The organism is Chitinophaga sp. ARDCPP14, from assembly GCF_051362515.1.
In the GTDB taxonomy this organism is placed as follows: Bacteria; Bacteroidota; Bacteroidia; order Chitinophagales; family Chitinophagaceae; genus Chitinophaga.
The window spans coordinates 57,436-71,387 of the sequence record NZ_JBKIXB010000010.1 but is presented as its reverse complement, the minus strand read 5'-3'; the positions used below and the strand labels follow the sequence as shown (position 1 = coordinate 71,387).

Sequence of the window (13,952 nt, the reverse complement as noted above, 5' to 3'; positions counted from 1 at the left end):
TGACTGTAACCATGTCAATCTCCTGTTGCGTGTTTTAACCCGTTAATGGCAACAGCAGATATTAATTCCAATTTTTTGAAGTAGTTACCCGATATCATTTCTATGGTGATAAAAAGGTATAACCATATTTAAAACCGTAAAAGCTGCGAAATGTCATTGTATACGCACACCTCATTCACTATTGGTGATCATCAGTTTACTTCTTTTCATTCCCTTGCCTTGCATCAGACTATCCGCGGCCATCATAGCTTTGAGATCATGATCGGGTACGACTGGCTTACCAAACTCGGAAAAGGATTGTTTAATGCCGGTAAGGAGTTCCTGGGAAAAGAAATTTCTATCTCTGTAAAACCTGTTGAATCAAATGCCGTATACAAGCCTTTAAATTTTAATGGTATTGTGAGTGGTATCAGCATGGGAAAGGAAACCGATGGTACGCACGGATTTTGCGTGATCAAAGGACATAGTGTAACTATCCTGCTGGAAGATGATGAACATATTGCCTGTTATGAGCAGAAAACATTGTCGGCTATTGTGAATGAAGCCCTGAAGGGATGCGGGCCTTACGCCAAATCGCCCGCGGTAGATCCGGCGCATACCGATGCCCTGAAATATATTGTACAATATAAAGAAACCACCTACGAGTTTATAGACAGGCTCGCCGCCCGTTTCGGGGAATGGTTTTTTTATGATGGAGAGAAGGTGGTGTTTGGAAATTACCGTCCGCAGAAGACAACGCTTACACACCAGGTAGACCTGATCGGGTTTAACCTCGATCTTACCGTGAAGTCCAACAATAGCCGCTTCTATGGCTATGATTACCGGCAAAACCAGGCGGTAAGCAACGATACCCTGTCGGTGCCCGCAGGTAACACCGACGTATATACGAGCCACCTGAAAGAAGTAAGTGAACGGCTGTATAAAAAAACGTCGCAGTATAAACTGAACCAATCGTTTGGTACCGCTGCAAAATCGCAACTGGATAAATATACGCAGGTACAAAAGAAAGGAAGGCTTTCGCAAATGGCCGTCCTGAAAGGCACCAGCCAGCAAAGTGCATTACGCATCGGGGATATCATTACCGTTAATGAATCGGTACTTTCCAATGAGCACCATGGCGAGTTTGTAGTAACTCAACTCGCGCACTACTGCACAGAAAACGGATTATATAAAAATACCTTTGAAGCCATACCCGCCGCAGCAGCCATGCCGGAGGTAGACCTGTACCGCACGCCGGTATGTGAAGCGCAAAGCGCTGTGGTGACCGATAATAATGACCCCAAAGGACTGGGCCGTGTACGGGTAAAATTTCAATGGCAGCAACAAGGAACTACGCCCTGGCTACGATTGGTATCCCCGCATGGAGGTACTGAGAAAGGGTTCTATTTTATACCTGAAAACGGGGAGGAAGTATGGGTAGATTTTGAAGGAGGTAATCCTGAAGTGCCAGTCGTACTTGGCACCGTGTATAATGGAAACGCGAAAACGGGCTTCGGTGACGCGCAAAATAACCTGAAGGTCATTAAAACCCGCAGCGGGCATATCATCCGCCTGGATGATACCGATGGGGCAGAAAGCATCACCATCACCGATAAATCCGGTAACATCGTTACAATGGATACCAGTGCCCAAAGTATTAACATCGCCGCGATGGAAAACATCACCATCAATGCTAAAAATATCAGCTTTACGGCAAAAGAAAATATACAGGTAAGCGCCGGTAAAAACCTGTCGCAAACTGCGGTGAAGGACTTTAGCCTGCTTGCTGCCAATATCAAAGAGGTGGCGGATGATACACTCCAGCGCACTGCTAAAAATATTGAGAAGACCGCCGAGAAAGTGAGTATGAACAGTACCAAAGAAAATATTGAAATGCACAGCGCCAAGCAGATCGTGAACAAAAGCGGCGACAAGGCGAAAATGTTTTAACCCCACAACCAGGTACAGATGGGAAATATGATCTCAGTAGCAAAAACGATTGTTGAAAGCTCCGAGCTGTCAACTACCTATGCCACCAATGGCGATATCAGCTTGAATGCCGCCAGCCAGGTAAAACTGCGCAGCACAGAGAAAATTATTTATGACAAGTATAAGGCGCCGCCAGCAAAAGAGAAGGAACTGAAAAAGTTCCTGGTACACTTCAGGCGGCCGGCGGGTTACAAAGGGGAATATGGGTTCGACTGGCTCCGGGACGAATATATCTATCCCCTTATTTACATTGAACGCGATAATAATAACCAGCCGTGTAACAGCACAGTGCCACTGGTTAGCGACGTAGCCGCCGCAAAAAGCGAATACCTGAAAGGTGTAAAGAACCCGGTGAAGCCATACGGCGTTGACTATTACCCCGCCTGGTTGTCACTTTTTCCTTATACTACTTCACAACAGTTTAAATACGGTTCTTCCATGAATAAAGATGGCGCCCGGCTGGACCTTGAACTGGAAGAGATAGAGGAAGTAGTCAGCGATGGTACCGAGATTATCTTCGAATCAAAAAATCCTAACCTGAAAATAACCCCGCAGAAAGTAAATATCGCTGCATTAATGGGAAGCGGCCAGCAAACGCGCTTCCGGCCAGGCGGCGTAAAAGTTAAGTACTATACGTTGAAAGGCGCCGTGAATGTAGTAAATGCCAATGCTCCGCTGCAACAGCATGAAGAAATAAAAGTGTTTGCAAAACTGGGCAATAAGAAGGAAGAAGTGGGCAAGCTGATGGTGTATAATAATCACGTCATTCCCAAAATGGAGCTGATACTGGTGAAGGTAGGCACACAGGCAAACAGTCTTCCTGCTATTGATCAGCAAATGGTAAAGGACATAGAATACCAGTTTAAAAGAGGTTCATATAACCAGGCGCTCATCCGCGCCGAAATTAAAACCGACACCATTTTTGAAACCGGCGTACTCCCTTTAACCGACCATGACGTTACCAGCTATTGGAACAATGTTCTTGGCGGAGCAGCAGCCTTCAATGAGCAACAGTTCCTGGAGGAAGTGATGAAGCTGTATGAAAAATACGGGCAGCACAAACCCAATGGCGGCCGCATTAACGCCGATGCCAACAAACGCACCTATATATTCCTCACGGATTTACCCGCCGATTTTAACGGCATCGCTGCTGCCGCCGACGGAGACGTTATAAAGGAATTTGTTTGGGGAAATGCCTTCGTTGTATTCCTGAAAGGGCTCAATCAACGGCGTACCCTGTTGCATGAAGCGGGGCATTCGCTGGGCCTGCAGCATACGTTCAGCGCCGGCCAGCCTATGGCGGGACTAAAGCCGCCACCCTACACTTTTTACCAGGGCCATACCGACAACATCATGGATTATACCTGGCAAACAAACGGTAATCTGAATCCACACAATGCCAAAGATAATATGCGGTCCTTTTTTAAGTTCCAGTGGGATATCATGAGACAGGACCGGAGTTTAATTTTAAATTACTAGTATGCGCGGGAGTTTGATTACGCTTTTATTGATGCTAACGGTAATGGATATACTACCGGCACAAACAAAACCCGGAACCGGTGCAGTGGCCTGGGTTCACTTTGGTGTTTTCTCCACCGGCATCCGGGTGAAGTATCGCGTTACGCCTGAAGTACTGGAGCGATACTGGCTGGATACCACTGGCGTAAAAATAGATTCGTCCGTGCAAACTTTATCCTCCGGCCAATGGCAACGAAGCCGTTTTGTACTGGATTCCATCCCATCGCTGTTGTTAACCGCCGGTACTACTACCCATAGCTGGGGTTGCCTGTATTGCGGAGAGCAGCCGGTGGTCATAGTGGAAGTTGGGTTTAAAGATAAAAGGCCCCCTATGTCGTACCAGATAGATGCCGACACCAGCCGCATTCCGGCAGCTATCAGGCATTACGTGGGAAGCGTAAAAAAAGAGGTATCGCAACTGATTACTGAAGGGAATAAAAAAAAGTAGCATACCTATGAGTAATCGTTCTTTCCGGTTTAACCCGGTACATCTCAGCAGAACTTACGGCGTAACCTATATTATTCAATCGGCCGGCAGGGAACAGGCGATCAGTTATGAGATAACGGTGAGCTGCTCCAAAAGATTACCCGGTAATATGTTCCTGTTTGAAATCAATAAAGGACAGGTGTACATGAATGACCAGGCGCCGGAAAAAATGATTGATAAGCTTGCAGAGCAATGTGGGAAAGTATTGTATCCATTGCAGATAAAGGTGAACGAAGCCGGGCAATTTACCGGCATCGCCAACCAGTTACAGATTGCTGCTGCCTGGGCTGCCGCCAAACCGGACATTCAACAGTATTATACCGGCGATATTACAGACGAAATAATAGCATATATGGACCTGGCAGTAAGCAGCGAACCACATATTTACCAGTCGCTGTGTCGCGATTGGTTTATGGCCCTTTATTTTGCCGACCTGTATCAGCCCGGCAGCGATATCATGAAACGCCAGCTCACTGCAGCATTGCCGGTAATGCCTTATACTGCGCCCGTGCTGTATAACGTTACACAGCAACCCATACAGCACAATACCGCCAGCGGTAGTTTGGTGCTTCAGCAGAAAGGTAGTTGCAGTGACCCGCGTAGTGCGGAAGACATTTCCGCGGAAAAAGAAATTCCCTTGTCCCGGCAGTTACATGGTATTCACACACCTGCAAAAGGGCAGGTGGATATCACTTATAAATTATACCAGACCGATTATTCGATCAATGCCATCACAGGAGAATGCAGTTTGCAGCACACACCTGACCAGGATAAAAAAGTAACATTTACGATCTATCATTTGCGGGAAAAGGATAAAACGCAGGCTCCGGCAATGTCAGTGCTGTTGCCGGAGAAGGAGTTGTCCGGGAAGAAGAAAAGCCTTTTTTCCTTCTTTTTCAACCGCAGGGAAAATTAAAAAGATATGAGCGAAAAACATCTGGTTTGCCAGGGCGCCGTTTGTAAGTGCCAGTTTGGTACCGCCCCGGATAAATTGAAAGTGAAGAGTCAGCAGGTGCATTATATCAACGACAAAGACGGTGCAGAGAAACCGTTGGGGAATACCAAAGATATTGGTCAGCCTTTTGAAGCCAATACCTTTGGTAGTTGCAGTAAAAAGAATAATACTCCCTGTACGCCGTCAGTTACGGCCTGGAGCGGTTTTTATGATAAAGTGGTATTACCGGGAGATGCTTATATTTTGCTGGAAGATAGTAAGGCGACCTGCGCCACCGGTGGAAAAGATTGTATCGCTATCACCTTTCACGGGCAAACAGCCGATATGACAAAAAAGGATGCGGAGAAAGCTGACAAGGAAGTACAAACACACCTGAATCCCATGATGGATGTACAGAAAGTAGAAGAAGATTTATTTCTGATCCGGTTTCCACAGGGACAACCGTTTTAAAAATAGTTGCCATGTCTGATAATAAAAAGCTGGTAGTCACCATCCCGGCAGCGAAAGGATCGGTAGATGTAAAAACTTCCACCGCCGTATTAAACGAGGCCGGAACAGTGCGGGCAGAAATGAAACGCATTACCACGATGGTGGAAAAACTGCCGGTGCCTGCCAAGATCAGCGTTCCCATGAAAATGCCGGAAGGTGATAAAACCCCTTACCGCTGGATCTGGTCGATGTTGCGCACACTTACATTTAAGAAAACGGATGTGAACGAAGCACTGAACGGGCCGGTGGTGCATCCCAATTTCCCGAAGATAGTGGAAGGTGGCGGACTTGGTTGGCTGGAGCCTTTCCTCGACGGGCATGAACCTACCAATTCAGCGGCACATGGCTACTTTATTGCTGCGCGCGGAAAGCCGGCGATTATGTCGGCCGAGTGGCGGGAGTTTACACCCAATAATGACGGTAAAATTATCACCGCTGGTACTAAGAAATTCAGGGAAAGTGTACAGCTGCATATTTATACCCGCGCCTTGTACGGGCAGGAACTACGGATTTTTCTGATGGACAATGATACTGCTACAGCGGATGATGATCTGCCACCCTGGGAGCGGGTTGCAGGAGAAGCACAGAAGGAGCCGGGGAAAGAAACACCCGATGATGCCATCAAATATTTCACCCGGCAGGTAAAAATAATGCCCATGCTGTCGGATGAAACCAGCCGTGGGGAGACGCTGCAGACAAGTGATTTTGTAATAAAAGATAAGTCGGGGAAAGATATGAAGGTGGCCACCGGCTCCATCACCTACCAGAACTTTGTGCAAAAAATAGTGGTAGACGTTTTCCTCGATGACCTCTGGAAGCCCGGTGCAGGCGAAGTACTGGAAATATATCCCATCGTAAAAACACGCGATGGCAAGCTCTCTAAAACATTGTCGAAGTGCTTCCTTAATGTAAAGGAAGATCCCAAAGTAAAAGAATCTCCCCTGATGTATGGCGGTAATAAGCCGGTGCTGGCAGGAGATATTCCTACCAATACGCGCAAGTTCCAGCCTTGTAAGTATGGCATGATCACCGTGGAAGACAAAGACGGCACACAAACCATCTTTGATGAAAACGTACTGGACTTTCAGCCCCCGGAAAATCTTACCTATAACATCGTGGCAGGAAGTGATACCGCGAAGAAAACCATCAAGCTCAGCGTGCAAAGCCTGGTGACGCATGAAGATGAATGTACAGCGTCACCGAAGCATAAGGACCATGTAATAGACCTGAGCAGCTTTGGCGCCAAAGGATATAAGAAAGAAGACGTGAAGGCCGGTGTGAAACGGGAGAAAGAAAAAGAGAGTGCCGCAAAGGGGAAATTTGAAATAAAGGCCAATAACTATAAGTTTAAAAGAGATACCAACGCTTCTTTTTCCGGTGTGATAAAGGTATCGGATGAAGAACTGGAATTTGATGCGCAGTACAAGTATAATTTCTTTGATGAAAACAATCATGTGCTTTTTGAGCGGATCCTGGGCTATTTGTGGATTCCTGCGGCACAAGCCGACCATTTCCCGGTAACTATACAAACCTGTCGCTGGAAACATGTTATCGACTTTGCGGTGTATCCCGATATAAAGTGGACAGCAGCCCTGGCGTTTAACATGGACAAAGCCGATTTTGATGCGCTGAAAACCAAATTCGCGGAAGCAAATAATGGTAAAGGAATAAAGAATGCCTTGCAGCGGTTTACCATGAACCGGCTGGAAGGCGTGGAAAAGATCGGGGAGGCTGCGAAAGGCCGCTGGAGCAAGCCCACACCTACGCTGGACCGCCACAATGAAGAGTTAGGTACTGAATTGGGTGAAATGTTTGCACTGCCAAAAGATAAAAAGGCGGCGCCAACCCCGGTGAAATCGAAAGGCAAGTTTGCAGAGCTGGTGGAGCTGCTGAAAGAATTTGATTTCTCCATCAAGGTGGAATGGAATAATGATACCGAGAGCGTGGATCCTATTGAGGATATGATCGCCAAATATTACAATGTGCTGAAGGCCGGATGGAACCTGGTAAAGGAGTTCAGGAATATTATTCATGGCAACCATACCAATAAAGCGGATACTTCCGGTGACGACGGGAAAGACCCCGACGAGTTTATCAATAAAAACAAAGGGAACCCCGATAAAAATATCCAGGGGCTTATTCAGCGGATGCAGCGCAAGCCATTTGATTATGAGCTGCAGTTTCCAAAGCTGGGGCTGGCCGCTTCGTGGTACTACGAAACCATGCCGCCACAAAAAGGCGACAGCAAGTTGTGGGGCGCGGGCAAAACCGTGCTGGTAAAGCTGGATGCCAAACCGTTGGTAGGGATCGACCTGAAGTGGGATTTCCTGGAACTGCTTTGCCGCCGGCACCCCATTGCCTATGCCATCTTAAAGGCCGTAGACGCGTTGCTGTACATATGTGCAGACGACGACAGTAAAGTGGATATCAGTGTAACCCTCTCCGGTAAAATAGACCTGGAAGCCACCTTTAAACATAACACGGTGGGAGGGAATGTATTCACCCGGACAGCCGGTGCATCAGAAAAGAAAGAAGACCTGATAAAGGGAGGGGCAGCAGTGTCAGTGAAGCTGGAATGTAAACTGTATCTGAGTAAAACGGCCACCGCATTCAAGGTAAAAGTAGTAGTGGCGCTGGGAATAGGACTGGAAGGAAGTTCCGGCCTGGGATTGCAGGCCAGGATTGGTTCTGATGACGCGGGATTATTTGTAGGATTTGATTTGATTTTTGAAGGCATAAAAATTGAAGGGTATGTGGAGGCAAAGGTGAACGTAGGGGAAAAAACAAAAGAGGTAAAGAAGAAGAAAGGCGCCCCGGAGAAACCGGCCGAGTACAATAAACTGGTAGAAGCCAATCCCAAAGCGTCTTTTGAAATCGGTATCGATGAGAAAAAGATCTCTTTGAAAAAAATATACTTAACAAAAAAAGAATCGGACGGATGAGTAAACCAGCAATCATCATCTCATTAATTTTACTGATCGGCCTGCATAGCTGCGGGCAGGGAACAAATGCAAAAAAAGAAAGCATGAATCAGGGCATAAAGGAAAAATATCTGAACAGTTATAAACTGGTAAAAAAATACGACTATAATCCGCGTTTTATCCTGGATTTTAACAGCTACAATTGTACCTATGAAATACTGGTTAACGATATGCCCGCCTATTCGGACTTTGGCGGCGGGAACCAGGGCGGTGCTGTATGGCCAATATCTCCCAATATCCTGAAAAGCGGTAAGCAAACCATTACTATCAGGGTATTCCCAAAAGTAGATGACGATGATAAAATGGAACCGTTTTTACTGGCAAAGAACTGCGGCCTGGAGGTAAAGGTGCTGTATGGCGATGAAGAAAAAGAAAAGCCTAAAGAATACAAACAACTCTTTTATTATAAAATGCCGGAGATAAAACTGGATAATGTACCCTACCTCGAATTTAAAGGCACCTTTGAGGCTTCTACCCCTTACCAGCTGAAGGGATGGAGCCAGAGCCAGGATCTGCGGAAAGAAGATAAAACGCAGCTCACAAAAGAAGTGCTGGCCTTTTACAACCAGTACCGCAAACTGATGGCAGATGGTAACATGAATGCCGTGGCGGAGCTGATCTACAACCGGGAACTGGAAACAGAACAGGCTTATTTTCAGAACAAGCCTGCTGATGCAGCAGAAACCTGGAACCGGTTTGACCAGATCAAGGCTTATCACCTGGAGATGCTGCCATTGGAGCATTATGAACTGCGCTTTTTTGGCGACGGCAGGGTAGTGGGATTGATCCGCACGGATGATGAACTGAGGGGAGAATCGGCCCTGGCTGGCATTACCGACAATAAGTATAAGATATATAACCTGTTACTGCATAAGCCCGCAGGGAGTGACCAGTTGCAGGTAATCCGGTGATGTAACAGATTTATGAAAGAAAGGGAACAGCATATCACTATGTTGTTCCCTTTTTATTTTACCATATATTTTAAAATCAACATCTTTTTATTAACTTTTCACTCAAACATCTGAACGTTATGAACCTGCGATTACCCGCCATTATTGGTATTATTGGATGGACCATTGTTTCCTGCGGGGAAGCAAAGGCGCCGGAAGCTGCTACAGCGTTATCTTTAATAGGTACGTGGAAATTAGCATACAGTAAGATGATCAAGAACGGAGATACCACTGATACGTATCCCGTAAAAGGTCAGGAGATGATCAAAATGTTTAATGGCAGTCATTTTGCGTTTTTCAAGCATGATGTTTCGAAAGGAAGCGACAGCAGCACTGCTGTTTTCGATTCCGGTGCAGGCACTTATGAGTTAACGGGCGACAAATACGAGGAGCACTTGCAGTATTGCAGCTACCGCGCCTGGGAAGACATGCATTTCACTTTCACACTTAGCCTACAGCATGATACGCTGATTCAGCGTGGTATAGAAAAGATTGATAGCCTCAACGTTAACCAGGAAATCCTGGAAGCGTATATCCGTGTACGTTAAGTTATTTTACCATGAGCAGCAATATTCCCTTTCAAGCTATCGATTGGTCATTAATTCCGAAAACAGTCCACCCAGGAGAAAACGGTACCGCGTGGTGGCAAACATTGCAGTTCCCCGGGCTCCGGATAAGGATGGTGGAGTATTCTCCCGGTTATCTGGCTGATCATTGGTGCAGAAAAGGGCATATTGTACATTGCCTGCAAGGTGCTTTTGTAAGCGAGTTGCAGAGTGGTGAAAACTTTGAATTATCTGAAGGCATGAGTTATGTGGTGACAGATGATCTGAGTAGTCACCGTTCAGTTTCAACAACTGGTGTTAAACTCCTGATCATAGACGGTGATTTTCTGAAGTTATCCGTATAATTCCTCTCTTATTTCTCTTCTTCTTTCCGGGCCGGTTAATCCGTCCTTCCGGGTGCTATTGCTACGCCCGTTAAGCCCTCCCTCAGGCCTCACCCACGGAAATTACATTGTATTTTTAATTAATGTTAATTTTTCCTTGCCAAGCAGCCATGGCATTGAATCTTACCACTTCTAAAACATTCGTGCTTAACAATGGATTAACCAGTCGGGATGTTTTATAACGTTACTTTTATTCCAGATTTAGAAAAACGGAATGCAAAATAAACCACTTTTAACCACCGTAGTAAACCATTAGAAAGCTTGATTTTCTAACACCTGTATTGTCAATAAAAGTCGAAATATTTTTCCTAAACCAGTCTCTCAAAAAGGAAATGAGAATGCAACATAACAACCAAGATGCCGTCCTGCTGGAACTGCTTAAAGATGGTAGTACCGAAGCATTTACAAGTGTGTACAAAAAATATAGCCGCATCCTGCTACTGCTGGCTATAGATATGCTAAAGGACGAAGAAAAAGCAAAAGATGTTCTCCAGGAATTTTTTCTGGACTTCTGGCAGAAGAAATTGTTCCTGAAGATTGATGCTAATTACCAGAACCGGGACAGTTCCTGTATTATGAAAAGTTATCTGTATGCGAGCATACGGAACCGCTGTCTTAACAAAATTACGCGGGAAAGGAAATTTTCCTGTGTTATTCCGGATGAAGCTTTTGTACCAAACGATCCGTTGGAAAGCGAAGAAATTTACTGCCAGGTGAATATCGCACTGAAGAAAAAAGTACCGCCTAAATCCTCTACGGCTTTCCGTTTAAGACACTACGATCAGAAAAGCCATAAAGAAATAGCGGAAGAGATGAACACCAGCATTCAAACGGTGAAAAACCAGATTGGTACTGCTGTAAAGATTTTACGCGGTTATTTTACACCTGCCCACCTGTAATCCGGGAAACCTTACTTTAAACAATTTGACGCTTGTTGCCCACCGCCCTTCAATGGGTAGTGGCAGGGATTTGCTTTATATGGTCATCCTGGTGGACCTTTTGGGTCCGCCAGGGATCTAAGGCTTTTGAAGAATGATAAGCGTGGCTAACCTTGCTGGTGGCGTATTTTGCGTTGACGCACCCCGCCAGTCAACCGGTTGCCGCTGTGCATAAATAATTATTTCCCGATTGCGTAAATCGTTTTCCCGATACAGTAGATAATTTGGTCTTTTCTCAATGCACCTTTGCATGGTAAACGATAAGACCAACATGACAAGGGCATACCTGTTTCTAGCACTTTTTCTACTCCCATTTACCTTGATATATGCTGGCGTGCCGGACGAAGGAGCCAACAATACCATTCAGGGCGTTATCACCACATCAGACGGTCACCCGGCAACCAACGTAACCGTTATCCTGAAAGGCATTTCAAAAGGAATGATCACCAACCAGAGCGGCGAATTCCTCTTTAAAAATATTCCGGATGGCAACTACGAGCTGGAGGTATCTATGGTGGGATTTGAAACCATCAGAAGAACGGTTGCTGTAGTAAACGGCAAAAGCGTACTGCTGCAAATAGAACTAAAAACATCTTCCCAAAACCTCGAAGAAGTGGTGGTGGCCACCGGGGGAAACCGCTTTGCCAAAAAGGAAAGCGAAGATGTATCCAAACTGCCGCTAAAAAATCTCGAAAACCCACAGGTATACAGCGTAGTAGGAAAAGAGCTGATGAAAGAACAACTGGTAACAGATTATAATAGCGCCTTCAAAAATATTCCGGGGGCGGGCATTCCCATTGTTTACAACCAGGGAAGAAGCTCCGCTACATCAAGAGGCTTCACCACCGCCAACCTGGTACGCAACGGCGTAGGCAGTTTTGTGTATACCAATGTAGATCCCGCTAACCTGGAACGCATAGAAGTGATCAAAGGCCCCTCCGCCACATTATTTGGCAGCACCCTTTCTTCTTTTGGTGGGCTGTTTAACCGGGTTACCAAAAAGCCGTTCGACAGCTTCAAAGGAGAAGTGGCTTACTCCGGTGGCAGCTGGGACCTGAACCGCCTCACACTGGATATCAACACTCCCGTAAATGAGGAAAAAACAGCGCTGTTCCGCTTCAATGGCGCCATCCATAGCGAACGTAGCTTCCAGGATGCCGGCTTCAGCAAAAACTATTTGCTCGCGCCCAGCTTTTCCTATAAAGTAAACGACCGGCTCACCATTTTGCTGGACGTGGAAATGAGCGGTTACAAAGCTACTTCTCCCATGAGGGTGAGTCCTTACACAAAAGGAAAGGCGCATAGCGTAGCGGAACTGGGCATGCCCTATAAACTCTCCTATGCCAACAATACCATGAGCTATAACAGCCAGCAGTTAAACGTTTTTGGCCAGATCAAATATAAACTGTCCGGAAGCTGGACGTCGCAAACCGTATTTTCCCGCACCCGCTCCAGCTCCGACGGATTCACTACCCAACTGAACATCTTAAGCGATAGCACCCTGCGGCAGGCAGTTACCTCGCAAACCTATCCATACTACGGTACAGATATCCAGCAAAACTTTATCGGCGATTTCCATATCGGTAAAATGCGTAACCGGTTGGTGGTGGGGGTGGATTTTTATAGCCTGCGCGCCTCGCGGAATGATACCATCGTGAATATGCCGGCCATCAATTACAGAACTCCCGGTGATGCCTACTATAATTTCAATAAGGATAATGTAACACCATTGTTCGCAAAATTAAAGTTCCTGGCGTTCGACAGTAACCGCGAAAACACTTACAGCGCCTATTTCTCAGACGTTATCAATATCACGGAGCAGCTGTTGGTGATGGCAAGCCTGAGGCTGGATAACTACCACAATCTCGGTGCTTATTATCCCAGTAAGGATCTTACAACAGGAAATTATACCCAAACAGCTTTATCACCTAAATTCGGCGTCGTATACCAGGTCATTAAAGACCGGGTTTCCGTGTTTGCCAACTATATGAACGGATTCCAGAATCAGTCGGGTACTGATTACAGCGGCAACACGTTTAAACCGCAACAGGCCAACCAGATAGAGGGTGGTATTAAAGCAGATCTTTTTAATGAGAAATTAAATGCTACGCTTAGCTACTACGATATTTCGGTTACCAATTCCGTATATGATGATCCCGCTCACAGCGGATTTTCTCTCCAGGATGGAACCCAGCTCAGCAAAGGCTTTGAAGCCGAAGTAATTGCTAACCCCGTTCCGGGATTAAATATCATTGCAGGCTATGCCTATAACGAAAGTAAAATGGATAAGGCGGATGCTAAATTCCAGGGACTGCGGCCGTCTTCAGCCGGACCAGCCACCACAGCCAACCTGTGGGTGAGCTACCGCCTGGTGCGTGGCACAGCCAAAGGACTGGGCTTTGCTTTCGGCGGCAACTATGGCAGCCAGTCGTTTCAAACCAACACCAACACCTTCGCCTTTACCATACCTTCCTACACCGTGCTGGATGGCTCCCTGTTCTACGACAAACCCGTTTACCGCATCGGGGTAAAAGTGGATAACATTACCAATGAAAAGTACTGGTCGAACCGGCTGGCAGCACAAAACCCAACACGCGTAACGGCTAACCTCACCATTAAGTTTTAAGCAACAACTGCAGGAGTAGTGGCCTCTCCTGCAGTTGTCATCTTCCTTCAGGCTCATGATAATTACAGCGGCTCCCCAATGTTAAGGATCT

General features: G+C 46.2%; 11 protein-coding genes. All 11 read left to right on the top strand.

Annotation, left to right across the window (positions count from 1 at the left end):
• The first annotated feature begins 150 nt into the window (after nucleotides 1-150).
• On the top strand, nucleotides 151-1,929 hold the full coding sequence (locus ACLHR0_RS24385; RefSeq protein WP_436490138.1) for a type VI secretion system Vgr family protein: 1,779 nt from the start codon (nucleotides 151-153) through the stop codon (nucleotides 1,927-1,929).
• A gap of 18 nt (nucleotides 1,930-1,947) precedes the next feature.
• Nucleotides 1,948-3,447 carry a zinc-dependent metalloprotease gene (locus tag ACLHR0_RS24380; protein WP_436490137.1) on the top strand — a complete coding sequence of 500 codons (1,500 nt, stop codon included), beginning with the start codon at nucleotides 1,948-1,950 and terminating at the stop codon, nucleotides 3,445-3,447.
• Between the two features lies 1 nt (nucleotide 3,448).
• Nucleotides 3,449-3,934 carry a hypothetical protein gene (locus ACLHR0_RS24375; protein WP_436490135.1) on the top strand — a complete coding sequence of 162 codons (486 nt, stop codon included), beginning with the start codon at nucleotides 3,449-3,451 and terminating at the stop codon, nucleotides 3,932-3,934.
• A gap of 7 nt (nucleotides 3,935-3,941) precedes the next feature.
• On the top strand, nucleotides 3,942-4,889 hold the full coding sequence (locus ACLHR0_RS24370; protein ID WP_436490133.1) for a hypothetical protein: 948 nt from the start codon (nucleotides 3,942-3,944) through the stop codon (nucleotides 4,887-4,889).
• A 6-nt stretch (nucleotides 4,890-4,895) separates the two neighbouring features.
• Nucleotides 4,896-5,378, top strand: a complete 483-nt coding sequence (locus ACLHR0_RS24365; RefSeq protein ID WP_429051315.1) for a DUF4280 domain-containing protein — start codon at nucleotides 4,896-4,898, stop codon at nucleotides 5,376-5,378.
• Nucleotides 5,379-5,389: 11 nt separating this feature from the next.
• A complete protein-coding gene (locus tag ACLHR0_RS24360; RefSeq protein WP_436490132.1) occupies nucleotides 5,390-8,359 on the top strand; it encodes a hypothetical protein in 2,970 nt (989 codons plus the stop codon).
• Nucleotides 8,356-9,309, top strand: a complete 954-nt coding sequence (locus ACLHR0_RS24355; protein WP_436490130.1) for a hypothetical protein — start codon at nucleotides 8,356-8,358, stop codon at nucleotides 9,307-9,309. The genes ACLHR0_RS24360 and ACLHR0_RS24355 overlap by 4 nt, the downstream gene beginning before the upstream one ends.
• 119 nt (nucleotides 9,310-9,428) lie before the next feature.
• Entirely contained in the window at nucleotides 9,429-9,896 is a 468-nt protein-coding gene (locus ACLHR0_RS24350) for a hypothetical protein (protein WP_436490128.1), read from the top strand.
• An 11-nt stretch (nucleotides 9,897-9,907) separates the two neighbouring features.
• Nucleotides 9,908-10,258, top strand: a complete 351-nt coding sequence (locus ACLHR0_RS24345; RefSeq protein WP_429051304.1) for a DHCW motif cupin fold protein — start codon at nucleotides 9,908-9,910, stop codon at nucleotides 10,256-10,258.
• A gap of 377 nt (nucleotides 10,259-10,635) precedes the next feature.
• Complete coding sequence (locus ACLHR0_RS24340) at nucleotides 10,636-11,196, top strand: RNA polymerase sigma factor (RefSeq protein ID WP_436490127.1); 561 nt, start codon at nucleotides 10,636-10,638, stop codon at nucleotides 11,194-11,196.
• A 358-nt stretch (nucleotides 11,197-11,554) separates the two neighbouring features.
• Nucleotides 11,555-13,861, top strand: coding sequence for a TonB-dependent siderophore receptor (locus ACLHR0_RS24335; RefSeq protein WP_436490126.1), 2,307 nt, complete (start codon nucleotides 11,555-11,557; stop codon nucleotides 13,859-13,861).
• Nucleotides 13,862-13,952: the final 91 nt, after the last annotated feature.

Bases quoted from the DNA above. Each gene is read 5' to 3' on its own strand.
- ACLHR0_RS24385 (WP_436490138.1), top strand. From the start codon at position 151: ATGTCATTGTATACGCACACCTCATTCACTATTGGTGATCATCAGTTT.
- ACLHR0_RS24380 (WP_436490137.1), top strand. From the start codon at position 1,948: ATGGGAAATATGATCTCAGTAGCAAAAACGATTGTTGAAAGCTCCGAG.
- ACLHR0_RS24375 (WP_436490135.1), top strand. From the start codon at position 3,449: ATGCGCGGGAGTTTGATTACGCTTTTATTGATGCTAACGGTAATGGAT.
- ACLHR0_RS24370 (WP_436490133.1), top strand. From the start codon at position 3,942: ATGAGTAATCGTTCTTTCCGGTTTAACCCGGTACATCTCAGCAGAACT.
- ACLHR0_RS24365 (WP_429051315.1), top strand. From the start codon at position 4,896: ATGAGCGAAAAACATCTGGTTTGCCAGGGCGCCGTTTGTAAGTGCCAG.
- ACLHR0_RS24360 (WP_436490132.1), top strand. From the start codon at position 5,390: ATGTCTGATAATAAAAAGCTGGTAGTCACCATCCCGGCAGCGAAAGGA.
- ACLHR0_RS24355 (WP_436490130.1), top strand. From the start codon at position 8,356: ATGAGTAAACCAGCAATCATCATCTCATTAATTTTACTGATCGGCCTG.
- ACLHR0_RS24350 (WP_436490128.1), top strand. From the start codon at position 9,429: ATGAACCTGCGATTACCCGCCATTATTGGTATTATTGGATGGACCATT.
- ACLHR0_RS24345 (WP_429051304.1), top strand. From the start codon at position 9,908: ATGAGCAGCAATATTCCCTTTCAAGCTATCGATTGGTCATTAATTCCG.
- ACLHR0_RS24340 (WP_436490127.1), top strand. From the start codon at position 10,636: ATGCAACATAACAACCAAGATGCCGTCCTGCTGGAACTGCTTAAAGAT.